Source organism: Streptomyces asiaticus, from assembly GCF_018138715.1.
Taxonomy (GTDB): domain Bacteria; phylum Actinomycetota; class Actinomycetes; order Streptomycetales; family Streptomycetaceae; genus Streptomyces; species Streptomyces asiaticus.
Genome location: NZ_JAGSHX010000006.1, coordinates 3,366,594 through 3,389,147 on the forward strand (window position 1 = coordinate 3,366,594; position 22,554 = coordinate 3,389,147).

Annotated in this window: 18 protein-coding genes; 11 read left to right on the top strand and 7 right to left on the bottom strand. The window is 72.1% G+C overall.

The window, feature by feature from the left end; all coding sequences use genetic code 11:
• Positions 1 to 48: 48 nt before the first annotated feature.
• Complete coding sequence (locus KHP12_RS21495; protein ID WP_086880113.1) at positions 49 to 1,095, bottom strand: LacI family DNA-binding transcriptional regulator; 1,047 nt, start codon at positions 1,093 to 1,095, stop codon at positions 49 to 51.
• Positions 1,096 to 1,373: 278 nt separating this feature from the next.
• On the opposite strand from KHP12_RS21495, the gene KHP12_RS21500 reads away from it, so the two are divergent.
• The 5 genes from KHP12_RS21500 (at position 1,374) to qcrB (ending at position 8,032) form a co-directional block, all read left to right on the top strand.
• Positions 1,374 to 2,708, top strand: coding sequence for an ABC transporter substrate-binding protein (locus KHP12_RS21500; protein ID WP_086880096.1), 1,335 nt, complete (start codon positions 1,374 to 1,376; stop codon positions 2,706 to 2,708).
• Between the two features lie 7 nt (positions 2,709 to 2,715).
• The gene (locus KHP12_RS21505; RefSeq protein ID WP_037953127.1) at positions 2,716 to 3,741 is read left to right on the top strand and encodes a carbohydrate ABC transporter permease; all 1,026 of its coding nucleotides are present in this window, start codon (positions 2,716 to 2,718) and stop codon (positions 3,739 to 3,741) included.
• Between the two features lie 17 nt (positions 3,742 to 3,758).
• Positions 3,759 to 4,673 carry a carbohydrate ABC transporter permease gene (locus KHP12_RS21510; RefSeq protein WP_037953128.1) on the top strand — a complete coding sequence of 305 codons (915 nt, stop codon included), beginning with the start codon at positions 3,759 to 3,761 and terminating at the stop codon, positions 4,671 to 4,673.
• An 80-nt stretch (positions 4,674 to 4,753) separates the two neighbouring features.
• Complete coding sequence (locus KHP12_RS21515; protein ID WP_086880095.1) at positions 4,754 to 6,160, top strand: GH1 family beta-glucosidase; 1,407 nt, start codon at positions 4,754 to 4,756, stop codon at positions 6,158 to 6,160.
• Positions 6,161 to 6,340: 180 nt separating this feature from the next.
• Entirely contained in the window at positions 6,341 to 8,032 is a 1,692-nt protein-coding gene (gene qcrB / locus KHP12_RS21520; protein WP_086880094.1) for a cytochrome bc1 complex cytochrome b subunit, read from the top strand.
• A gap of 435 nt (positions 8,033 to 8,467) precedes the next feature.
• Here qcrB and KHP12_RS21525 read toward each other — a convergent pair whose 3' ends face one another.
• From KHP12_RS21525 to KHP12_RS21535, 3 genes are all read right to left on the bottom strand, one after another.
• A complete protein-coding gene (locus tag KHP12_RS21525) occupies positions 8,468 to 9,520 on the bottom strand; it encodes a chitinase (RefSeq protein ID WP_086886063.1) in 1,053 nt (350 codons plus the stop codon).
• 139 nt (positions 9,521 to 9,659) lie between these two features.
• Positions 9,660 to 11,054: a sensor histidine kinase gene (locus KHP12_RS21530; protein WP_086886062.1), complete on the bottom strand. Its 1,395-nt coding sequence runs from the start codon at positions 11,052 to 11,054 to the stop codon at positions 9,660 to 9,662.
• Positions 11,051 to 11,764, bottom strand: a complete 714-nt coding sequence (locus KHP12_RS21535; protein WP_166484232.1) for a response regulator transcription factor — start codon at positions 11,762 to 11,764, stop codon at positions 11,051 to 11,053. Before KHP12_RS21535 ends, KHP12_RS21530 begins: the two co-directional genes overlap by 4 nt.
• 42 nt (positions 11,765 to 11,806) lie before the next feature.
• On the opposite strand from KHP12_RS21535, the gene KHP12_RS21540 reads away from it, so the two are divergent.
• Entirely contained in the window at positions 11,807 to 12,382 is a 576-nt protein-coding gene (locus KHP12_RS21540; protein WP_086886060.1) for a hypothetical protein, read from the top strand.
• A gap of 313 nt (positions 12,383 to 12,695) precedes the next feature.
• Here the strand turns inward: KHP12_RS21540 and KHP12_RS21545 are convergent, their stop codons facing one another.
• Together KHP12_RS21545 and KHP12_RS21550 are read right to left on the bottom strand one after the other, a co-directional pair.
• Positions 12,696 to 13,586 (bottom strand): spermidine synthase, encoded by an 891-nt coding sequence (locus tag KHP12_RS21545; protein WP_037953204.1) that lies wholly within the window; start codon positions 13,584 to 13,586, stop codon positions 12,696 to 12,698.
• A gap of 40 nt (positions 13,587 to 13,626) precedes the next feature.
• Positions 13,627 to 14,214 (bottom strand): hypothetical protein, encoded by a 588-nt coding sequence (locus KHP12_RS21550; protein WP_244203170.1) that lies wholly within the window; start codon positions 14,212 to 14,214, stop codon positions 13,627 to 13,629.
• 204 nt (positions 14,215 to 14,418) lie between these two features.
• On the opposite strand from KHP12_RS21550, the gene KHP12_RS21555 reads away from it, so the two are divergent.
• Entirely contained in the window at positions 14,419 to 15,888 is a 1,470-nt protein-coding gene (locus tag KHP12_RS21555; protein ID WP_086884232.1) for an NsdA family TPR-like regulatory protein, read from the top strand.
• Between the two features lie 69 nt (positions 15,889 to 15,957).
• On the opposite strand, the gene KHP12_RS21560 is transcribed toward KHP12_RS21555, so the two are convergent.
• Complete coding sequence (locus KHP12_RS21560) at positions 15,958 to 16,551, bottom strand: histidine phosphatase family protein (protein WP_086884233.1); 594 nt, start codon at positions 16,549 to 16,551, stop codon at positions 15,958 to 15,960.
• A gap of 309 nt (positions 16,552 to 16,860) precedes the next feature.
• Between KHP12_RS21560 and KHP12_RS21565 the strand changes: the two genes are divergently transcribed.
• The 4 genes from KHP12_RS21565 to KHP12_RS21580 are packed head-to-tail and all read left to right on the top strand — an operon-like array spanning position 16,861 to position 22,277.
• Positions 16,861 to 17,886, top strand: coding sequence for a phosphatase PAP2 family protein (locus KHP12_RS21565; RefSeq protein WP_086884234.1), 1,026 nt, complete (start codon positions 16,861 to 16,863; stop codon positions 17,884 to 17,886).
• A gap of 31 nt (positions 17,887 to 17,917) precedes the next feature.
• The gene (locus tag KHP12_RS21570; RefSeq protein WP_244203171.1) at positions 17,918 to 19,198 is read left to right on the top strand and encodes a DUF2139 domain-containing protein; all 1,281 of its coding nucleotides are present in this window, start codon (positions 17,918 to 17,920) and stop codon (positions 19,196 to 19,198) included.
• Positions 19,189 to 20,895 (top strand): hypothetical protein, encoded by a 1,707-nt coding sequence (locus KHP12_RS21575; RefSeq protein ID WP_086884236.1) that lies wholly within the window; start codon positions 19,189 to 19,191, stop codon positions 20,893 to 20,895. Before KHP12_RS21570 ends, KHP12_RS21575 begins: the two co-directional genes overlap by 10 nt.
• Complete coding sequence (locus tag KHP12_RS21580; protein WP_244203172.1) at positions 20,895 to 22,277, top strand: AAA family ATPase; 1,383 nt, start codon at positions 20,895 to 20,897, stop codon at positions 22,275 to 22,277. The genes KHP12_RS21575 and KHP12_RS21580 overlap by 1 nt, the downstream gene beginning before the upstream one ends.
• Positions 22,278 to 22,554 lie beyond the last annotated feature (277 nt).

Genomic DNA, 22,554 nt, shown 5'->3' on the forward strand with positions numbered 1-22,554 from the left:
GGCCGGTGGACGCTCTTCGCGACCACCGGCCCCGCACCCATTAATGCCTCAGGACGACTCCCGCCGCACCAGCTGCGTCGGCAGCACCATCTGTGGCCGCTTGGCCGTGCGGTCCGAGCGCCCCGCGATCTCCTCCAGCAGCACCCGCACCATCGCCCGGCCCATCTCCTCCGTGGCCTGCCGGACGCTCGTGAGCGGAGGGTCCATATGGCGGGCGACCGCCGAGTCCTCGAAGCCGACCAGCGCCACATCGTCCGGGACGCGGCGCCCGTTCCCGCGCAGCACCTGACGGGCGCCCGCGGCCATCACGTCCGACGCGGCGAAGACCCCGTCCAGGTCCGGGCGCTGGCTCAGCAGCTGACGCATCGCCCGGCGGCCGCCCTCCTCGGTGAAGTCCGCGGACGCCACCAGCTCCGCCGCCACCTCCCGGCCCGCCGCCCGGACCGCGGCGTGGTAGCCCTCCAGGCGGCACTGCGCGACATACATGTCCAGCGGGCCGGTGATGGTGGCGACCGTCTCGCGGCCGCGGCCGATGAGGTGCTCCACGGCGGACTGGGCGCCGCCGGTGTTGTCCGAGTCGACGTACGGGACCGATTCATGCGCCGAACGGCGGCCGCTCAGCACCGCGGGCATCTCGATCTGCTCCAGCAGATCCGGCAGCGGATCGTCCGCGTGGACGGAGACCAGCAGCACCCCGTCGACCCGGTGCGCGGAGAGGTAGTCCGCGAGCCGCTGCCGTTCCTTGGGGGTGCGGATGAGGGTGAGCAGCAGCTGGAGATCGGTGTCGGCGAGTTCGGCGCCGACGCCGCGGATGATGTCGGAGAAGTACGGTTCGGCGAAGAGCCGGGTCTCGGGCTCGGGGATGACCAGGGCGACGGCGTCGGCACGGTTGGCGGCGAGGGCGCGGGCCACCCGGTTCGGCACATAGCCGAGTTCGGCGACGGCCTGCTCGACGGCCGTGCGGGTGCGGTCGCTGACCCGGGGCGAACCGTTGATCACCCGGGACACGGTGCCGCGACCGACTCCGGCGCGGGCCGCCACCTCCTCGAGGGTCGGCCGTCCCCGCCCCGCACCATGCCGCCGCGTTCCTGCCATATCGCGCCTCCAGCCGTCCATGCCCAGCAGCTCCAACCCCCCGAATGGGCGGCTGCGGGGACATTCAACAGCAGTGTGGTTTCGGGAAGTTGTTTCGCGCACTCCCTTGACACCCCAGCGGGGAGCCGCGACCCTTCAACACATCAATCTGGGAGCGCTCCCACCGTACCTGAGCCATACACAACCCGCACGATGCCCACCCGACTCGATGCATCTCAAAGAGCCATGTATCACCACTTTTGGCCGGAACCCGTTGGGCGGGGCGCTAGGAGGACGGAATGCGCAGGAACACTGGTAGTCACCGCAGCAGAGCCGTGGTCCTCGCGGCCGTCGCCGCTTTAGGAGCGGGGGTGCTCAGCGGGTGCGCCGATGACGGCGACGACGGATCCGCCGGCTCGTCCGGCGGCGGCGACAGCAAGGGCAAGACGGTGGTGACCGTCGGCACGTACGGCGTCATGGGTTTCAAGCAGGCCGGGCTCTATGACGAGTACACAAAGCTGCACCCCGATATCAAGATCGAAGAGAATGTGATCGATCCGGCCTCGAACTACTACCCGCAGCTGCTCACCCATCTCGGCTCGGGCAGCGGGCTCGCCGACATCCAGGCGGTCGAGGTGGGCAACATCAATGAGGTCACCACCACCCAGGCCGACAAGTTCGTTGATCTTTCGAAGGCGGACGGCGTCAAAAAAGAGAACTTCCTCGACTGGAAGTGGGCGCAGGCCACCGCCAAGGACGGCAAGACGATCGGCCTCGGCACGGACGTGGGCCCGATGGCGATCTGCTACCGCAAGGACCTCTTCCAGCAGGCCGGGCTCCCGGCCGACCGTGACGCGGTCTCCGCGCTCTGGGCGGGCGACTGGCAGAAGTACCTCGACGCCGGCAAGAAGTACGCGAAGAAGGCGCCGGGCGGAGCCGCGTTCCTGGACTCGGCCGGCGGACTGTTCAACGCGGCGGTCTCCGGCGGCTCGGAGGTCTACTACGACAAGAGCGGGAAGCCCATCTACAAGGACGGCCCGGCCGTCAAGAAGGCGTGGAAGCTGGCGACCGACGCGTCCGCGTCCAAACTCTCCGCCAAGCTCCAGGAGTTCACCAAGCCCTGGCAGCAGGCGCTCGCCAACGGCAAGTTCGCCACCGTCTCCTGCCCGGCCTGGATGCTCGGCCAGATCAAGGAGTACGCCGGGGACAAGTACAAGGGCAAGTGGGACGTCGCGGCCGCCCCCCAGCCCGCCAACTGGGGCGGCTCCTTCCTCTCCGTGCCGCAGGCGGCGAAGAACAAGGACGAGGCGGTCAAGCTCGCCACCTGGCTGACCGCGCCCGAGCAGCAGGCCAAGCTCTTCGAGAAGCAGGCGAGCTTCCCCAGCGCCCAGGCCGCGTACAGCCTTCCCCAGGTGGCCGACGCCAAGCTCCCCTACTTCAACAACGCGCCCATCGGCAAGATCTTCTCCCAGGCCGCGAAGGACAGTCCGACGCAGGTCCTGGGCCCGAAGGACGCCATCATCAAGCAGAACTTCACCGATGTCGGCCTGCTCCAGGTCGAGCAGCAGGGCAAGTCCGCCGCCGAAGGCTGGAAGGCCGCGATCAAGACGAACGACAACGCGCTGGACCAGTGACCTGGACATGACCGCACCTTCCGGTTTCACCCCTGATACGGCCGCGCCCCCCGCAGGGCAGGGGGGCGCGGCCCCGCGCGCCGCGACCGCGCCGGCGCCCGACCCGGCCGAGCAGCGGCGTCGCGACCGGCGCAGCCGCCGCTACCGCTGGGATGTGCGATGGAGCCCGTACGCCTTCGTCGCCCCCTTCTTCGTCTTCTTCGCCGCCTTCGGCCTCTTCCCGCTGCTCTACACCGGGTGGGCCTCGCTGCACCAGGTGGAGCTCACCAGCCCCACCCATATGGAGTGGGCGGGGTGGCACAACTACTCCAGGCTGTGGGAAGACGAGTTCTTCTGGAAAGCGCTGCGGAACACCTTCACCATCGGGGTGATCTCCACCGTTCCCCAGCTGATGATGGCCCTCGGGATCGCGCATCTGCTCAACTACCGGCTGCGTGCCTCGATGTTCTTCCGGGTGGCGATCCTCACCCCGTACGCCACCTCCGTCGCCGCCGCCACGCTGGTGTTCGCGCTGCTCTTCGGGCATGACTACGGCATGGTCAACTGGTCCCTGGGGCTGGTCGGACTGGACGGCATCGACTGGCAGAACGGCACCTGGACCTCGCAGATCGCGGTCTCCACGATCGTCATCTGGCGGTGGACCGGTTACAACGCGCTGATCTACCTGGCCGCCATGCAGGCCGTGCCGAACGATCTGTACGAGTCGGCGGCGCTGGACGGGGCCTCGCGCTGGAAGCAGTTCCTGCATGTCACCGTCCCGTCGCTGCGGCCCACCATCCTCTTCACGGTCGTCGTCTCCACGATCGGGGCCACCCAGCTCTTCGGTGAGCCGCTGCTGTTCAACACCGCGGGGACGGCCACCGGCGGCGCCGATCACCAGTACCAGACGCTCGGCCTGTACATGTACGAGCAGGGCTGGGTGAACCTGCACCTCGGCCGGGCCTCCGCCATCGCCTGGACGATGTTCCTGATCCTGCTGCTGATCGCCGCGGCCAACGCGCTGTTCGCGCGGCGGCTGCGAAAGAGCCAGTGAGGGAGACGAGGAGAACCATGAGCGCCACTGTCTCTTCCCGGCAGCCACTCGATCCGGCAGCTCCCGCGCGCACCACTCCGCGGGGTGAGAAGGGCCGCGGCCGAGCGGGCAGGCAGCTGCACGGGGGCAAGATCACCTACGCCGTGCTGATCCTGTTCACCATCGGCTCGCTCTTCCCACTGGTGTGGACCGCCATCGCCGCCTCCCGCACCAACACCCGGCTGGCCCAGACACCTCCTCCCCTGTGGTTCGGCGGGAACCTCTTCAACAACCTGGACAAGGCGTGGAACGGCGCCAACATGGGCACCGCGCTGCTCAACACGACGGTGGTGGCGGGCACGGTCGCGGCGTCGACCGTGCTGTTCTCGACCATCGCGGGCTTCGCCTTCGCCAAGCTGCGCTTCCGCTTCAAGAACATCCTGCTGATGCTCACCATCGGGACGATGATGGTGCCGCCCCAGCTCAGCGTGGTGCCGCTGTACATGATGGTGGCCAAGCTGGAGTGGACCGACCAGCTCCAGGCGGTCATCGTGCCGACGCTCGTCAGCGCCTTCGGGGTCTTCTTCATGCGGCAGTACCTCTCCCAGGCGCTGCCGACCGAGCTGATCGAGGCGGCGCGGATGGACGGCGCGAGCAGCCTGCGGATCATCTGGCATGTGGTCTTCCCGGCTGCGCGTCCGGCGATGGCGGTGCTGGGGATGCTCACCTTCGTCCAGTCGTGGAACGACTTCTTCTGGCCGTTCATCGCGCTCACCCAGAACGGCAACCCGACCATGCAGGTGGCACTGACCGGTCTGAGCCGGGGATACACCCCGGATCAATCACTGATCATGGCGGGGGCGCTGCTGGGCACCCTGCCGCTGCTGATCGCCTTCGTCCTCTTCGGCAAGCAGATTGTGGGGGGCATCATGCAGGGCGCGGTCAAGGGCTGAGCGGCCCGCCACCACCACTCCGTCCTCCTCCTCGTTTCGCCCCGTTTCCCCTCCCCACGACCTCGAATGGGAGCGCTTCCATGACTCTTACCTTCCCGCCCGGATTCCTGTGGGGCGCGGCCTCGGCCGCCTATCAGGTCGAGGGCGCCGCCCAGGAGGACGGCCGCACCCCCTCCATCTGGGACACCTTCAGCCACACCCCCGGCAGGGTGCTCGCCGGTGACACCGGTGATGTGGCGGTGGACCACTACCACCGCTTCCGCGAGGACGTCCGGCTGATGGCGGAGCTGAACCTGGGGGCGTACCGCTTCTCGGTGTCCTGGTCACGGGTGCAGCCGACCGGCCGGGGCCCGGCCGTGCAGCGCGGGCTCGACTTCTACCGCTCTCTGGTGGACGAGCTGCTGGGCGCGGGCATCCAGCCGGTGGTCACCCTCTACCACTGGGACCTCCCCCAGGAGCTGGAGAACGCAGGCGGGTGGCCGGAGCGCGAGACCGCCGAGCGGTTCGCCGAGTACGCGGGCATCGTGGCGGAGGCGCTGGGCGACCGCGTCGAGTTCTGGACCACCCTCAACGAGCCGTGGTGCAGCGCCTTCCTCGGCTATGGCTCGGGGGTGCACGCCCCGGGCCGCACCGAGCGGCTGGCCCCGCTGCGCGCCGCTCACCACCTGAACCTCGCCCATGGCCTGGGCGCCCAGGCGCTGCGCGCCGCGCTCCCCGCCCGCGCGCAGCTCGCCATCAGCCTCAACCCGGCCGTGGTCCGGCCGCTCAGCGACAAGCCCGAGGACCAGGACGCGGCGCGGCGTATCGACGCGCTGGCCAATCGCGTCTTCACCGGGCCGCTGCTGCGCGGTGCGTACCCCAGCGACCTGATCAAGGACACCGCCTCGATCACCGACTGGTCGTTCGTCCGCGATGGCGATCTGGCCGTCATCAAGCACCCCCTGGACGCGCTGGGCATCAATTACTACACACCGTCATTGGTATCAGCCGCCACCGACAACGACGGCTCGCCCGCCCGTCACGACGGCCACGGCGCCAGCGCCCACTCCCCGTGGCCGGGCTCGGAGCGGGTGGCGTTCCACCAGACCCCGGGCGAGCGCACCGAGATGGGCTGGACCATCGACCCGACCGGGCTGCACGACCTGCTGATGCGCTACAGCCGTGAGGCGCCGGGCGTACCGCTGTACATCACCGAGAACGGCGCCGCGTTCGACGACAAACCGGACGCGGAGGGCGCGGTCCACGACCCGCGGCGGATCGACTACCTCCGGGCCCATCTGGCCGTGGCCCACCAGGCCATCGCGGACGGCGCCGATCTGCGCGGCTACTTCCTCTGGTCGCTGATGGACAACTTCGAATGGGCGTACGGCTACAGCAAGCGCTTCGGCGCGGTCTACGTCGACTATCCGACGCAGGCCCGGGTACCGAAGTCCAGCGCCCGCTGGTACGCCCGGGTGGCCCGCACCGGAGAGCTTCCGGCGGCCTGACCGGGGCCCGAGTCCACGGCGCCGCCCGCTGGGGGGCGGGCGGCGCCGTGGATGGCGGCGGAGGCGGGCACCCGGGCGCAAGCCGGCCGGGGTGTTCTTCCTTCAATGGGGTTACGCCCTGATCCACCCGGCGGAAGGACGCCGTCATCCGCGGAGAATGCCTGGTAAACCCATTGAGACATGAGAGCATTTCCGGAGCGCCGGCAGAGGTTCCGCGATGAGCCATCCGGTCGGCGCGCGCCCGCCGGAAAAGGCGAGGCCCTCGCCGACTGGTTCGACGGCCGGGTGGGCCTCTTCACGATGGCCAAGGCCAATCTGCGTAAGGTCTTTCCCGACCACTGGTCCTTTCTGATCGGCGAGATCGCCCTCTATACGTTCGTCATCATCATTCTGACCGGTGTCTATCTGACCCTGTTCTTCAAACCGGCGATGAATGAGGTGATCTACGACGGCCGCTGGACGCCGCTGAACGGCATCCGCATGTCGCAGGCGTACGCGTCCACGCTGGACATCAGCTTCGATGTGCGCGGCGGACTGCTGATGCGGCAGGTTCACCACTGGGCGGCGATCGTCTTCATCGCCAGCATGATCGTCCATATGATGCGGACGTTCTTCAACGGCGTCTTCCGCAAACCGCGCGAGATCAACTGGCTGTCCGGCGCCGGTCTGCTGATCCTCGGGATGTTCGACGGCTTCATGGGCTATTCACTGCCCGACGATCTGCTGTCCGGCACCGGTCTGCGCTTCATGGAGGGCGCGATCCTGTCCATCCCGATCGTCGGCACGTATCTGTCGTTCTTCTTCTTCGACGGCCAGTTCCCGGGAACGGCGGTCGTGCCACGGCTGTTCACCGTGCATGTGCTGCTCATTCCGGGCATCATGCTCGGGCTGCTGGCGCTCCATATGATCCTGCTCGTCTATCACAAGCACACCCATCACCCGGGGCCCGGAAAGAAGAACATGAATATCGTGGGGCCGCCCCTTTGGCCGGTCTATGTGGCCAAGTCCGGCGGATTCTTCTTCCTGGTCTTCGGCGTCACCACCCTGATGTCGGCCATCGCCCAGATCAATCCGGTATGGTCCTACGGCCCCTACCGGCCCGACCAGGTGTCCACCGACGCCCAGCCCGACTGGTACATGGGCTATTCCGAAGGGCTGATCCGGCTGATGCCGGGCTGGGAGATCAATCTCTGGGGCCACACCCTGGTGCTCGGGGTGCTGATCCCGTTCCTGGTCTTCCCCACGGTGCTGCTGGTCATCTGGCTCTATCCGTTCCTGGAGGCATGGATCACCGGGGACCGGCGCGAGCACCATCTCAATCAGCGCCCACGCAACGCCCCGACCCGCACCGCGTTCGGCGCCGCCTGGATCGCCCTCTACGCGGTGCTGCTGGCGGGTGGCGGCAATGACCTCATCGCCACCCACTTCCAGCTGTCGATCAACGCGATCACCTGGACCTGCCGGATCGGCTTCTTCGTGGTGCCGGTCGTGGTCTTCGTGATCACCAAGCGGATCTGTCTGGGCCTCCAGCACAAGGATCGGCAGAAGCTGCTGCACGGGCGCGAGACCGGCATCATTCAGCGGCTGCCGCACGGCGAGTACGTCGAGGTGCACGAGCCGCTCTCGCCCGGGGAGAAGTACACGCTGACCGCGTATGAGCAGTATCTGCCGCTGGAGCTGCCGCCGTCGGTCGACGAGGCCGGGGTCGCCCGGAAGCTCTCCTTCAAGGAGCGGCTGCGGGTCTCGCTGTCCCGGAGCTACTTCGGGCGCGACGGGCAGGTCGCCAAGGTCACGAAGGAGCAGGTGGCGGAGCACGAGGAGCATGAGGCGGAGGAGGCGGGGGAGCGGGCGGAGGAACCGCAGCGGCCGTAGGGGGTGTCCGACGGTACGCGTACGCCTGCGGCGGGCTGCTTTCCCCCTACCCGCCCCTTCCCTCAACTGGGGCTCCGCCCCAGACCCCGCTCCTCAATCGCCGGAGGGGCTGGATGGTGGGGCTTGGCCCCGGACCCCGCCGCTCGAACTCCCCCAGCTACCGCTGGGAGGTGCCCCCTGGAGGGGCTGGGAGGCGGGGCTCCGCCGCAGACCCCGGGATCCAGGGGCGGAGCCCCTGCCACGCGGCGGAGCCGCATATCGAGGCTTCGGGAAGGGGCGGGGAGGGGAAAGCATCGGGCCGCCGGACACGCCGCAGGGCGCCAGGGCGATGGAAACGGCGGGGCGCGGTGGGTGGGGGATTCCTTCCGCGCCCCGCCGTGTGGGGGGTTTCCGTGGGGGGTGGCGAATGCGGGGCTTTACGCGGCTACGTCGTCGTCAGCCGTTGAAGGCGCCGAAGGCCTTGGTGAACGCGAGCTCTTCCTGGTCGATCGAGCTACAGGTCGGCGACGCGGTGTCCTGCGGGCTGGGGCACTGCTTGTCGCGGGTCGCGGACCACATCGACAGCCAGGCCAGGCCCTTGGACTTGGCGAACTCCACCAGCTGGGAGGCGTCGTCGACCTTGAATATCTCGTTCTTGACGTCGTTGACGCCGAGCATCGGGGTGACCGCCACGGTCTTCCACGCCTCGTCGTCGCTCAGCCCGAGCGCGTCCTTGATCTGGCCCTGGGTCGCGGTGGCGGCGTCGATCGCGTACTGGCCCATGTCGTCGTCGAAGGACGCGCCGTAGTCCATCGCCATGATGTTGACGGCGGAGACCTTCACGCCGTTCTTCTTGGCGTCGGCGACGAGGTCGACACCGTCCTGGGTGAGGCCGGTCGGCAGCACCGGCAGGGTGAAGGAGACATCCAGGTCCGAGTGCTGCTGCTGGAGCTTGGCTATCGCCTGGGCGCGGCGGGTGTTGGCCTCCTTGTTCGGGAGCGCGCTGCCCTCGATGTCGAAGTCGACCTTGGTGAGCTTGAGGGCGTCCACGACCTTGCCGTAGGCCGCGGCGAGCTCGTCCGCCGAGGTGCAGGCCAGGCCCAGTTCGGAGCCGGAGGCACCGCCGAAGGAGACCCGGACGTCGCCGCCCTTCGCGCGCAGCGCCTCGGTCTGCTTGGCCACCTCGTTGTCACCGACCTCGGTGACGCCGCCCCACTTGGGGGTACAGCCGCCGCCGGAGGTGATGAAGGCGAGGTTGAACTCCTTGACGCCGGTCTTGTCGGCGGTGCCCACCATGTCGTAGGCGGGGTAGAGCGAGGTGTCGATGTACGGGGCGAAGCCGCCCGCCGCCGCGGCGGGCTTCTCGGAGGCGGAGGTCTTCTCGGAGACGGTTCCCGCGTTCGCCGCCCCGCTGAGCGCGAACGCCGTGCCGCCGGCCACGACGGCGGCGGCGGTCGCGCCGATCACCTTGGTGGTCCGGCTCGCCTTGCGACGGTGCGTACTGCTCATCAGGTGCCTGCCTTCGCTGTACGGATGTGGGGGGTTGGTGGTGCGGGCGACACGCTAGCGAGGGGAAGTCGGACAAACGGCAGGATCCGTGCACGGGCCACGGATCTTATGGCTGTCTTAAGGAACCCATCGGCGGCGATTAATGCTCCGCGGGCTCCTTGGCCCTGCCGCGGCCCCGGGTCCTCTTCTTACGGCCGCGCCGCCGCTGCCCCGGGTCGGCGGAACCGGCGCCGTTCAGCGAGAGCCACACCCGTACCTCGGTGCCGCCCAGCACGGACCGCCCGATCCGCAGATCACCGCCCGTGGACTCCGCGACCCGGCGCACGATGTCCAGGCCGAGGCCGGTCGAGCCGGGGCCGCCGTCGCCGTGGCCCCGGCGGAGCGCCGCGTCCGGGTCGGCGATGCCCGGGCCCGCGTCGGAGACCAGGATGATCACGCTGTCCTCGCCGTTGTGGACGTCGACCGCGAGCGCCGTGCCCTCGGGCGTGTGCCGGAAGACATTGCCGAGCAGGGCGTCCAGCGCGGCGCCCAGTTCGGGGCGGGCGACCGGCACCCTTACGGTGCGCTCGACCCCGGCCAGCCGCACCGTACGGTCCTCGTCCTCGGCGAGCGCGGACCAGAACTCCATCCGGTCCCGGATCACCTCGGAGGCGTCACAGCCGGAGGGGGTGTGGGTCTTCTGCTGGCGCGCGGTGCGGATGATCTGGTCGACCTCGCCCTCCAGCTGGGCGACGGCGGCGCGGGTCTGGTCGGCCGCCGGTCCCTCGCCCAGCGAGGCGGCGTTGAGGCGCAGCACGGTGAGCGGGGTGCGGAGCCGGTGGGAGAGGTCGGCGGCCAGCTCGCGCTCGCCGGCCAGGAGCTGGACCACCTGGTCGGCCATGGAGTTGAACGCGGCGGCGGCCGCCCGGAGTTCGGCCGGGCCGTCCTCCGGGACGCGCACCCCGAGCTCGCCCCGGCCCAGGTCGTGCGCGGCCTCGGCGAGCCGCCCCGCGGGGCGCACCAGCCGGGTGCCGAGCCGGTCGGCGATGGCCACCGCACCGACGATCAGCGCCAGGCCGACACCCGCGAGCACCAGCCAGGACGTGGTGACCCCGCTGGTGACCACGCCACGCGGGACGTACACCTCGACGACCGCGACCTGACCGCTGCTCAGCGCGGTCGGCTGGAGCAGTGCGTAGCCCCCGGGGGCACCGGACACCGAGGCGCGGCCGAGCCGCCGCGCGGTGGCCAGCTCGCCCTTGGGCGCACGGCTCTTGCCCAGGTCGTAGCCGCTCGCCCGGTCCCCCGGCTCATCGGGGACATGCACCGCCATCCGGCCGTCCCCGCCCGCCTGGGTGCTGGCGACCGCGCGCTGGAGCCGCGCCCGCTCGGTGGTGATGGCGAGCGCCGGGCCGATGGTGGCGGCCTGCCGCTCGGCGTCGGCGAACGCCCGGTCCCGGGCCAGCTCCTTGACGACGAGTCCGAGCGGTACGGCGAAGGCGACCACGACCATCGCCGTGACCGCCAGACAGACCTTGACCAGGGCCCATCTCACGTGTGCTCCGCCGGGGGCTCCAGCTTGACGCCGACCCCGCGCAGCGTGTGGAGATAGCGCGGCCGGGCGGCGGTCTCGCCCAGCTTGCGGCGCAGCCAGGACAGATGGACGTCTATGGTCTGGTCGTCCCCGTACGCCTGCCGCCAGACCTCGGCGAGGAGCTCCCGGCGCGGCACCACGACACCGGGCCGCCCGGCGAGATAGGCCAGCAGGTCGAACTCGCGCCGGGTCAGATCGAGCGTCACCCCGTCCAACTGGGCCTGGCGGCGCAGCGGATCGACGGCAAGACCGCCGACCCGGAGCACCGCCGGGGGCGCCGCCGCGCCGCCCGGCTCGCCCGGCCCGCCCCCGCGAGCGCGGCGCAGCACGGCGGTCATCCGGGCGGAGAGATGGGCCACGGAGAACGGTTTGACCAGGTAGTCGTCGGCGCCGTCGTTGAGCAGGCGGACGATCTCACCCTCGTCGTCGCGGGCGGTGGCCACGATGACCGGCACATCGGTGATGCCACGCAGCATCTTGAGCGCCTCCGCCCCGTCCAGATCGGGCAGGCCGAGGTCCAGGATGACGACGTCGAATCCGATCTGCGCCACCTCGCGCAACGCCTCCAGGGCGGTGCCGACGCTGCGCACGGTATGGGACGCCTCGGTCAACTGCCGTATGAGGGCTGAGCGCACGAACTGGTCGTCCTCGACCACAAGCACACTTGCCATGAGCGGCACCGTACGCCATTCGGGTGAGGCAAGATGAGGAAGATGCAAAGAGGTCTGGTCCAATGTCTGGCCTGGGTGCTGGCGACCGGCGCCGCGGTCACGCTGTCGTGGTACGGCGTGCGGACGGTGCTGACCGGTACGGCCTACGACCCGCCGCGCGCGCTGCCGATCACGGACGGCTCCGGGTCGGCGAACGGGTCCTGGTCCTCCTCCACGCGTCGGCCCAAACCGCCCTCCCCCTCGGCCACTTCACCGTCCTCGCCGTCCTCGCCCTCGCCTCCCGGGACGGACGCGGGGTCCGGCGGGGACAAGGGCAAGGAGTCCGGTTCGGCCGGGCGCACCCGGAAGCCGACGCAGACGCCGTCCCGGAAGGAGTCGGCGCGGCCGGAGGAGAGCGGGGAGGTGCGCAGCTATCCCGCCAAGGGCGGCCGGGCGGTCTTCGACATCCGGGCGGCGTCGGCGGATCTGGTCTCGGCGACACCGGACGGCGGATGGCAGATGCAGGTGTGGAAGCAGAGCGAGTGGATCCGGGTGGACTTCGTCTCCGGGGCCGAGACCACGACCGTCTTCTGCACGTGGCATGACGGGCCGCCCCAGGTCCGCATCGATGAGCACTAGGGGTGTCCGTCGGTACGCGTACGCCTGCGGCGGGCTCGTCCCCTCCCCGCCCCTTCCCACAACTGGGGCTCCGCCCCAGACCCCGCTCCTCAAGCGCCGGAGGGGCTGGAAGGTGGGGCTCCGCTTCTCAAACTCCCCCAGCTACCGCTGGGAGGCGCCCCTGGAGGGGCTGGAAGGCGGGGCTTCGCCCGGGCCCCGCTCCTCGGACTCCCCCAGCTACCGCTGGGAGGTGCCCCCCCGTAGAGGCTGGAAGGCGGGGCTTGGCCCCACGCCTCGGGGTCCAGGGGCGGAGCCCCTGGCACGCGGCGGGCGGTCAGGCGAAGACGGCGGGCGGCGGGGCCGGGGAGGGGGCGGCGGTCGCGTCGGTGACGGGGGGCGCGCCACCGGTGAAGTCCGCGAGCGCGCGGCCGTGTTCGACCCGGGCGGGGTGCGGATCGCCCGCGGCGCGGCGGGTGAGCTCGGCCAGCGGCAGCTCGCGGTCGGCGGCCAGCAGCACGGCGTTGCCGAAGCGGCGGCCGCGCAGCAGGGCGGGGTCGGCGGTCAGACACACCTCGGCGAAGGCGGCGCGGGCGGTGGCGATCTGGGCCTTCAGATGGGCCAGCGGCGGGCCGTCGGCGAGATTCGCGGCGTAGCACCCGTCCGGGCGCAGGGCGCGGCGCACCTCGGCGAGGAACTCCGCGCTGGTGAGATGGGCGGGCGTACGGGCCCCGCTGAAGACATCCGCGATGATCAGATCCGCCCAGCCGTCGGGCACCTTGGCGAGCCCGGCGCGGGCGTCGGCGCCGCGCACCCGTATCCGGTCACCGGGGTCCAGCGGCAGCTCACGCCGGACGAACTGGACGAGCGGGGCGTCGATCTCGATGATCTGCTGGGTGGAGCGGGGGCGGGTGGCCGCTATATAGCGGGCGAGAGTGAAGGCGCCGCCGCCCAGATGGACCGCGTGCAGCGGACGGCCGGGAGGGGCGGCGAGATCGGCGACATGGCCGAATCTGCGCTGGTACTCGAAGTCGAGATACGCGGGGTCGTCGAGGTCCACATGCGACTGCGGCTTGCCGTCGAGCAGCAGCGTCCAGCCGCGCGGCCGGTCCCGGTCCGGCACGAGCTCGGCGAGCCCCCCGTCGACGGATGCGGTGACCGGCTCGGGGCTGCGTCCCCGCGCCGCTCCGCGCCCGCGCGCGGCTCGCTTGTTCGTGCCTTTCGCCATGTGTCCCAGTATGGGGCCGACCACTGACAGCCCCCGGGGCTCACTGGCAGCGGTCGACGGCCTCGATCGTGCGGGCCGCCTCACCGAGTGCCGCCCGGAGCTCGGCGGGGTCGGTGGCGACCGTGTACGCCGCGTGGGGCGGCACCAGCCAGCCGGTGCCGATGCCCGGCGGGGCCTCGTTCCCGGCCGCGCCGGACGCGCCATCTCCGAACTCACTGTCTCTGGAGTCACCGTCTCCGGATGCCGTGTCTCCGGAACCAGGGGCTCCGGATTCGGTGTCTCCGGATCCGTTGTTTCCGTGTGGGAGGTCTCCGGACGCGGAGTCTCCGGTTCGGGTGTCTCCGGCCCCGGCGGGGGTGCCGGTGCCGGAGCCGATATTTATCCGGATCCCGCGCCCGGATGTCTGCGTACACGCCGAGCCCGGCAGGTCCCAGCCGTCCGCCGTACCGGGCGGGACCAGGAAGCCGAGGGTGTCGCAGGCGTTGTCATGCAGGACCGGACCGAGGCCGTCGCGCGCACGGCGCAGGATGTCCACCGCCTCCAGCCCCTGGCGGGCGGGCACGGTGACGAGATCGCAGTCCTGGCGCTGGGGGTGCTGGGCAGTCGTCCGTGAGCGGCTGGTATCCACTCCGGCCTCCCTCTCCATCGGGTAGCACCTGGTTCAACGCGCGGCGGTGTCAACGGCTACGGCCGAATGCCGCCGTAAAGGATGGCAGTTCATGGCAGATCGTGGGCGAGACGTCACATTTGCCGGAAATCTCCGAGTGTCGTGGATCTCACAGCCGGTACGGTTCTCCCCCGCCCACCTGGCATCACCAAGGGAGAGGCTCAGATGACGCCGCTTCCAGAGCCCCCGCCGCCCCGGCCGAACACCGCGTTCCGCCGACTGCGCGGACAGCTCTCGCCCTCCGAGTTCGCGGCGTCCGTGCGCCGCGCCGCCCGCGAGATCGGCGAGCAGGTCTCCTGCGACGCCCGCTATATCGGCCGTGTCGAGTCGGGGGCGATCCGCTGCCCCAACTACGCGTACGAGCGGGTCTTCCGCCATATGTTCCCCGGCCGCACCCTTACGGATCTCGGCTTCGCCTCCCGTGAGTCGGTGCGCGGCCACCAGGCGCGCGGCCCCGCGGGCCCTCCCGTCCCCGTGCCCGTCCCCTTACCCGGCCCGCGCCCAGGGCCCTGCGAGCCCCCGGGCAAGGGGTCCGTCGACATCTTCGAGGAGAGCGAACTGCTGCGCCGCTCGTTCATGGCCGGTGGGGCGGCGGCCGCCGCCGTGGCCGCCGCGCCCCGGGCCGGGACGCCGCCCCGGCGGACGGGACGGCGGGTGGGCGAGGCCGAGGCCGCCGCCGTGGAGGAGGCCGTACGGCGGATCCGGGTGCTGGACGACCGGCACGGCGCCGACCCCCTCTACGCGCACACCGCCAAACCGCTGAGCGCCGCCTACGCGCTGCTCGACGCGGGCGGCTACAGCCGCTCGATCGCCGAGCGGCTCTTCGCGGGCGCGGGCGAACTGGCCATCTCGGTGGGCTGGCTGGCCCATGACTCAGGGCGGCTGTCCGACGCGCGGTCCCACTACGCCGAGGCCCTGGCCACCGCGCGGGTCTCCGGCGACGCCGCCCTGGAGGCGCACGCGTTCTGCAATACCGCCTTCCTCGCCCGCGACGCCGGACACCCCCGCGAGGCCGTAAGGGCGGCACAGGCGGCCCAGCGGGTCGCCGAGCGGCTCGCCTCGCCGCGGCTGCTGTCGCTGCTCGCGCTGCGCGAGGCCGGGGGACTCGCCTGGCTGACCGACCGGGGCGGCTGTGAGCGGGCGCTGCTGCGCGCCCGGACGCTGTTCGGGCGCGGGCCCTGCGATGCCGACCCCGAGTGGATGAGCTTCTTCGGGGAGGCCGAACTGGAGGGTCTTGAGGCGCAGTGCTGGTCGGCGCTCGGCGACTGGAAGCGCGCCGTGGAGCACGCGCGGCGCGCGGTGGCCCTCCAGAACCCCCACTTCACCCGCAATATCGCGCTGTTCACCACGGAGCTGGCGAGCGATCTGGTGGCGGGCGGCGCACCGGACGCGGCCGCCGCCTCGGCCGGCCGGGCGCTCGGCCTGCTGGACCAGGTGAAGTCGTCGCGGATCCGCCGGATGCTCGACGACACGGCCCGGATACTTCGTCCTTACGGTCGCGATGCGGCGGTCGCGGACTTCCTCGCCCGCTACGAGACGGCCGCGCGCCCCGGGGCCGCCGCACGCCCCGAGCCGACCGCCCGTCCCGAGCCGGCCACACGCCCCGAGCCGGCCGGCCTCACCAGCCCGGTCTGACACCGGTTCGGGCCCTCGGTCGGGGTGGCCGGTTCGATGGCCGGTTCAGTGGCCGGTTCAGTGGCCGGTTCAGTCGAGATGGCCGGTGTCGTTCCAGCGCTCGATGGCGGGCTCGCCGTACGCCCAGCCGAGCACCGACAGGGACGTGGGATCGAGCCGGATACGGGCGGCGAAGGAGACCTCATGGCCCAGCCAACGGGCGCCCAGCGTCCGCAGGATGTGGCCGTGCGCGAAGACCAGCACATCGCGGTCGGCCGAGCGCGCCCACTCCACGACCTCGTCGGCCCGCGCCGCGATCGAGGCGATCGACTCGCCCTCGGGCACCCCGTCGCGCCAGATGAGCCAGCCCGGCCGGATCGCCTTGATCTCGGCGGGGGTCATCCCCTCGTACGCGCCGTAGTCCCACTCCAGGAGCGCGTCCCACTCCCGCGCCCGGTCGCCGAAGCCCGCCAGCGCGCAGGTCTCCTTCGCCCGCGCCAACGGGCTGGTGCGCACCTCGGCGTCCGGGAGGCCCGCCCAGGGGCCGTGGCGCAGCCGCCCGCCGAGCAGTTCGGCGCCGCGCCGCCCCTCGTCCAGCAGCGGGATGTCCGTACGGCCGGTGTGCTTCCCGGCCAGCGACCACCGCGTCTGTCCGTGCCGGGCCAGGAGGATGCGTGGGGCCATGGGGCAGCGCCTTCTTTCACCGGTTCCGCACCGCCGCGCCGCCGTGCGCCATTACACGTCGCTGCCTGCGGTTTCGTGCACATCACGGGACCGGCACATGGCCGATCGCCATCCCTCCATCATCGCGCACGTGATCAGCAGGCAACCTCCGGGTCACTCCTGGCGTCTTCCAGGCTGCGCGCGAGTCCGCCAGGGGGTCCCGACAGTGGGCGCGCTCGCGGACGGGGGCGGTGCGTAGGTCGCTTCGCCTACACCGTACGGTTGACCGCGCGCCTTTTTCTGGCCGCCTGAACTTTGGAGAGCGTCCGAATGCCCCACACCGTGCCCCGTGCCGGAGCAGCACCGGGCAGTCGGCCCCGTTGGTGGACCGAACTGCCGCTCATAGCGGTGGTGTACGCCGCGTACTCGGCCGGTCGGCTCCTGGCCCGCGGCGATGTGTCCACCGCCGTCGATCACGGTCTGGCGATCCTCCATTTCGAACAGCGTCTGAACATCGACTTCGAGTCGCCGCTGAACGACCTCTTCACCGCCAACGCGGTCATAGGCATACCGGCGGACTTCGCCTACGCCTCGCTGCACTACGTCCTCACTCCGGCCGTCCTGATGTGGCTGTGGAAGCGCCGTAAGGCGTCGGACTACCGCTTTCTGCGCACCTGGCTGCTGGTCTCCACCGTCATCGGACTCATCGGCTTCACCCTGCTGCCGACGTGCCCGCCACGGCTCCTGGACGCGAGCCACGGCTTCGTGGACACCATGGCGCAGTACGGCTCGTACGGCTGGTGGGGCGGCGACGCCAGCGCACCGCGCGGGCTCGGCGGGCTGACCAACCAGTACGCGGCGATGCCCAGCCTCCATGTGGGATGGGCGCTGTGGTGCGGCGTCGCCCTGTGGCGGCACGGGCGCTCGGTGTGGACCAAGGTCCTCGCGGTCGGCTATCCGCTGGCGATCACGCTCGTGGTGATGGGCACCGCCAACCACTACTTCCTGGACGCGGCCGCCGGCGTCGCCACCATGGGGCTCGGGGCGCTGCTGGCGGGCCCGGCGCTGCGCCTCACGGAGACCCTGCGCACCCGGCTGCGCCCGGCCCAGGAGACCCCCCTCGCCTCCCGAAACGCGGGTGTGCCCGCGAATGTCGGTGACAAGTGCGAGACTTCGGCGCGTGAACGGGAACGGATCCCCCGACAGCAGGGCAGGGGCGCGGACAGGCAACGCACCGACGGTGCCGCGGACGACGGCGGCCGGGGAGCCGGTGCCGGTACCGGCGGCCGGGGCGCCCCGGCCACGGGCGGCGCGACCTCCACGGCAGGCGACGGGGCTCCGGCAGCGGCTCGCTGAGCTGCGCGGCCCGGCCACCGCTCCCCGTCCGATGGACGCCCGAGCGCTGGCGGCGCTGGCCGCCAACCCGGGCTGCCGCCGCCGCGCGCTGCTGGACGGGGCCGGGGTCGACAAGGGCGCGCTGGCGCAGGCCCTGGGGGCTCCCGCGAACTTCGGTCAGTCGCAGTTCGCGCATCAGCGCGGCAATTCCTTCGAGGCCCGGGTCAAGGCCGACGGAGGCGCGGATCTGGTGCGGCTGCTGCACGAGCGGCTGCGCGACGGCTCGGAGCCGCCCGGCCCCGGCGCCGTCGCGACCCCCGATCTGACCGCGCCCGGACCGCAGGGCCGCACGGCCCGTACGGCGCTCGCGCTGCGGGAGGCCACGGAGGCGGGGCGCTGGGCGCTGCTGGACCATCCGATGGTGAGCCTGGACGTCGCGGGCTCGCCCGCCTTCCTGGAGCCGGACGCGGTCGTGGTGCACCCCGACGGGTCGTGGACGGTCATCGAGATCAAGTCCTTCCCGATGGTGGACGGCTCCGCCGACCCGGCCAAGGTGGGCGCTGCCGCCCGGCAGTCGGCGGTCTACACGCTGGCGCTGGAGCGGGTGGCGTCGATGATCGGCCGGCCGCCGGAGGGCGGCGGCGACACCGCGGAGGCGGTGGAGGCCGTGGACGTGGCGGAGACGGCGAGCGCGGCGATGACGGCGGACGCGGCGGACCCGGCTGGGACGAAGGAGGCAGCAACCTCGGCGGACCCGGCCGAAACGGCGGCGCAGGAGGGCTCGGTGACCCCGGCGGAGGCCGCTCCCGTGCGGGCCCGGGTGCGGCATCAGGTGCTGCTCGTCTGCCCCAAGGACTTCTCCAACCTGCCGACCGCCGAACTGGTCGATGTGCGCAAGCAGCTGGCGGTCACCCGGCGGCAGCTGGACCGGCTGACCCGGATCGAGGAGATCGCCGCCGCCCTCCCCGAGGGCACCACCTTCGACCTCCGGCTCACCGACGACGGCCGGAACCCGACCCGGCCGGTCGAGGAGCTCACGGCCGCCGTGGACGCGGTGGAGGCGGCGTACGCGCCGGAGTGCCTGTCCACGTGCGAGCTGGCCGCCCACTGCCGGACGCGGTCCCGCGCGGCGGGACAGGTCGAGGCGCTGGGCCGTGGCGTCCGGGGCGAGCTGGGCGGGCTCACCACCGTGGACGCCGTCCTTACGGCCGCCATGAACGGCCCCGCCGACGAGGCGCCCACCGGTGACCCCGCCGTGGACGCCCTGCGCCGCGCGGCGGCCCTGCGCGCCGAGGCGCTCGCGTCCCGCCCCGAGGCGGTGGCATGTCGCTGATCACCACCCTGGCCCGGATGGAGGCGGTCCGGGAGGGGCGGGCCCAGCCCCTGACCACCGTGCGCCACCGCCATCTGTCGCAGCGTCCGCTGGCGTTCGTCCCGCTCACCACCGCCGGTGAGGCGGGGGCGCCGCTCGGGGCGCTGGTGGGCACCGACCGGGACGCGCCGCGGCTGCTGATCGTGGCCCAGCCACGCGACCGCGACCTGCGGTTCGCGTTCCTCGCCGAGCTCGCGGAGGAGATCCAGCCGTATCTGGACTCGTACGGGGACGAGGTCGAGCTGGAGGAGCGCAAGGAGACCGATCCGGAGACCGGTAAGAAGGTGCCGGTCCAGGTCGAGCTCTGCCAGGACGCGCCGCAGCTGCTGGTGCCCAGCGCCGCGGGCGTGGCGTTCGTACGGCTGCTGGGCCGGTCGATGCGGTTCCGGCGGACCGCCGAGCAGGACCCGGAGACGCCCTTCCCCGCGCCCGCGCGCGTACCGCTGCTGGGCCGCTGGCTGACCCACTACGGGGAGCGGGCGCGGGTGCCCGGCTCCTGTCTGCTGCTGTCGCTCACCGAGCTGCTGAGCCGTCACTGGGCGACCGGGCAGAGCAATCTCGAGGATCAGCACCTGGGCTCGCTGCTGGCCTGGATCGACCCGCCGGAGGGCGTGCCGGGCGCGGAGGCGGCGCTGCGGGCGGAGTCGGAGCGGGACGAGGGGGGCCAGTTGCGCTGTCCGCCCGCCGGACCGTCCACCGACCCCGCCTTCGACAACAAGCTGCTGGCCCCGGCGATGTCCCGCTATGACGCGGCCCGTGCCGAGGCGTCACAGGGCGTGGCCGGGGGCGCGGCGCGGCTGCGGCTCGCCGAGGCGGAGCTGCGCGGGCTGATCGAGTCGCAGCTCCGGCCCACCTGGGACGCGCTGTGGCACGGGGTGGATCTGCTGCGCGCCCTCCCGGAGGGCGCGCGGGTGGCCGACCGCTGGAAGCGGGACCGCTGGTCGTACACCGGCCACCGGGACCGGGTCCGGGCCGGGGAGCCACCGCAGCCCAAGCTGGACGACGCGGTGACGGCGGCGCAGAAGCTCGCCGCGCGCGAGACCGCGCAGGCCCAGCTGGACGCCCATGAGGCGCTGGACGATCCGCTGGTCATGGCGGGGCGGCGGCTGGCCGGTGAGGCGTTCGCGGGCGAGGTGATCGATGTGGAGATGGCCTGGTCGGACGCGAAGGTGCCGCGCCCGCGCCCGCTGGTCACGATCCGCACCGAGGACCGTCCGCACCTGGCCGAGCGGGTCAAGCTGCACCGGGTCACGGCCGACGGCAGGGCGCAGAGCGGGGAGTTCGCCGGTCTCGCGGACCTGGACGGTGCCGACGGGCCCGACGAGGTCGGCGAGGCCGCCGGAACCGATGTCGTGGGCGGCCCGGGCGATGCGCACGCCCCGGGCGATGCGCACGGCCCAGGCGATGCGCACGGCCCAGGTCGTGCGCTGGTAGTGCGGCTGACCGGCGGGATGGGCCGGGGCAAGCAGCCCGAGCCGGGCACGGTGCCCGAGAAGGGCGACCGGGTGTGCTGGACGCTGTTCGAGCACGCCCCGCGCGGCGGCCCCGAGCTGCCCGACGCGGAGAGCACCCCATGGACCCACGGCGGCCCGCCGGACGCCGCCGCCCCGGCCCAGAGCCCCCAGCCCGACCCGATGACCGAGGAGGACTATCTGTGATCGGCGCGGACCCGGCCGCCGCCGCGGCCCACCCGGGCCGTGCCCGCGCGGGCGAGCCGTTCGACCCGTCGGCCGCCGCGGCGCGCGCCACCGAGGCGATCCTGCACGACACGCTGCACGGAGCGGACCGCGGCGTCGTCGTGGACTCCCCGCCCGGTGCGGGCAAGTCGACGCTGGTGGTGCGGGCGGCGCGGGAGCTGGCCGCCGCCGGGCGGCCGCTGATGGTGGTCGCGCAGACCAACGCCCAGGTGGACGATCTGGTGGACCGGCTCGCCACGGCGGACCCCGACCTTCCGGTGGGGCGGCTGCACAGCAGCGATCCGCATCCGTACGACCCGGTGCTCGACGGCCATGAGTCGGTCCGCGCCTCCGCGAAGATCGCCGACCTCGCCGGGCTCGACATCGTGGTCTCCACGGCCGCGAAGTGGGCGCACATCAGACACGTCGAGCCGTGGCGGCACGCGATCGTGGACGAGGCGTACCAGATGCGCTCCGACGCGCTGCTGGCGGTCGCCGGGCTGTTCGAACGGGCGCTGTTCGTGGGCGACCCCGGGCAGCTGGACCCGTTCAGCGTGGTGGGCGCCGACCAGTGGGCGGGGCTTTCGTACGACCCGTCGGCGAGCGCGGTCACCACCCTGCTCGCCCACAACCCGCGGCTTCCGCAGCACCGGCTGCCGGTCTCCTGGCGGCTCCCGGCCTCGGCCGCGCCGCTGGTCTCGCACGCGTTCTATCCGTACACCCCCTTCCGCAGCGGCACCGGCCACGGCGAGCGGCGGCTGAGCTTCGGGGTGGCCTCCGACGGCTCGGGCCCGGACCGGGTGCTGGACGAGGCCGCCGCGTCCGGCTGGGGGCTGCTGGAGCTGCCCGCCCGGCGCACCCCGCGCACCGACCCTGAGGCGGTGGCGGCCGTGGCCCAGGTGGTGCGGCGGCTGCTGGACCGGGGCGCGGTGGCGGTCAGCGAGCGGTCCGACGAGCCGCAGCCGGTCGCGGCGGACCGGATCGCGGTGGGCACGGCGCACCGGGACCAGGCGGCGGCGGTCCGGGCGGCGCTGGCGGGGCTCGGGGTCTCCGGCGTCACCGTCGACACCGCCAATCGCCTCCAAGGGCGTGAGTTCGATGTCACGGTCGTGCTGCACCCGCTGTCGGGGCGGCCGGACGCCACGGCCTTCCACCTGGAGACGGGGCGGCTGTGCGTACTGGCGTCGCGGCACCGGCAGGCGTGTGTGGTGGTGTGCCGGGCGGGGGTGGCCGAGCTGCTGGACGAGCATCCGTCCACGGAGCCGGTGCAGCTGGGTGTCACGGTGAAGTTCCCTGACGGCTGGGAGGCCAACCACGCGGTGCTGGCGCACCTGTCCGAGCACCGGGTGGCATGGCGGCCGTAAGGGCGTGGCTCGGGGGCCGTAAGGGCGTGAGGGCACGTTCCCGGTGGCCGTAAGGGTGCGTCTCCGAGGGCCGTGACGGCGCCTCCCCGGTGGCCGTGAGGGCGGCGCGTTCCCGGTGGCCGTACGGTGCGTCACCGGGGTGAGAGGTGCGGCCATGGTTCAGGGGGCGATGGGGTGGGGAGAGACCCCAGGTCGACGGCGTACGGCGGGGGCGCCCTTGCCCTACGCGCGACAATGGAGACGACAAGACCCGCGAACCGTACGTGTCTCACGAGCC

Excerpts from the sequence above, each read along its gene's own strand:
- KHP12_RS21555 (WP_086884232.1), top strand. The coding sequence starts at position 14,419 with ATGACGCCGCTTCCAGAGCCCCCGCCGCCCCGGCCGAACACCGCGTTC.
- KHP12_RS21545 (WP_037953204.1), bottom strand. The coding sequence starts at position 13,586 with ATGGCGAAAGGCACGAACAAGCGAGCCGCGCGCGGGCGCGGAGCGGCG.
- KHP12_RS21570 (WP_244203171.1), top strand. The coding sequence starts at position 17,918 with ATGGACGCCCGAGCGCTGGCGGCGCTGGCCGCCAACCCGGGCTGCCGC.
- KHP12_RS21560 (WP_086884233.1), bottom strand. The coding sequence starts at position 16,551 with ATGGCCCCACGCATCCTCCTGGCCCGGCACGGACAGACGCGGTGGTCG.
- KHP12_RS21500 (WP_086880096.1), top strand. The coding sequence starts at position 1,374 with ATGCGCAGGAACACTGGTAGTCACCGCAGCAGAGCCGTGGTCCTCGCG.
- KHP12_RS21495 (WP_086880113.1), bottom strand. The coding sequence starts at position 1,095 with ATGGCAGGAACGCGGCGGCATGGTGCGGGGCGGGGACGGCCGACCCTC.
- KHP12_RS21525 (WP_086886063.1), bottom strand. The coding sequence starts at position 9,520 with ATGAGCAGTACGCACCGTCGCAAGGCGAGCCGGACCACCAAGGTGATC.
- KHP12_RS21510 (WP_037953128.1), top strand. The coding sequence starts at position 3,759 with ATGAGCGCCACTGTCTCTTCCCGGCAGCCACTCGATCCGGCAGCTCCC.
- KHP12_RS21505 (WP_037953127.1), top strand. The coding sequence starts at position 2,716 with ATGACCGCACCTTCCGGTTTCACCCCTGATACGGCCGCGCCCCCCGCA.
- KHP12_RS21535 (WP_166484232.1), bottom strand. The coding sequence starts at position 11,764 with ATGGCAAGTGTGCTTGTGGTCGAGGACGACCAGTTCGTGCGCTCAGCC.
- KHP12_RS21575 (WP_086884236.1), top strand. The coding sequence starts at position 19,189 with ATGTCGCTGATCACCACCCTGGCCCGGATGGAGGCGGTCCGGGAGGGG.
- KHP12_RS21565 (WP_086884234.1), top strand. The coding sequence starts at position 16,861 with ATGCCCCACACCGTGCCCCGTGCCGGAGCAGCACCGGGCAGTCGGCCC.
- qcrB (WP_086880094.1), top strand. The coding sequence starts at position 6,341 with ATGAGAGCATTTCCGGAGCGCCGGCAGAGGTTCCGCGATGAGCCATCC.
- KHP12_RS21515 (WP_086880095.1), top strand. The coding sequence starts at position 4,754 with ATGACTCTTACCTTCCCGCCCGGATTCCTGTGGGGCGCGGCCTCGGCC.
- KHP12_RS21540 (WP_086886060.1), top strand. The coding sequence starts at position 11,807 with ATGCAAAGAGGTCTGGTCCAATGTCTGGCCTGGGTGCTGGCGACCGGC.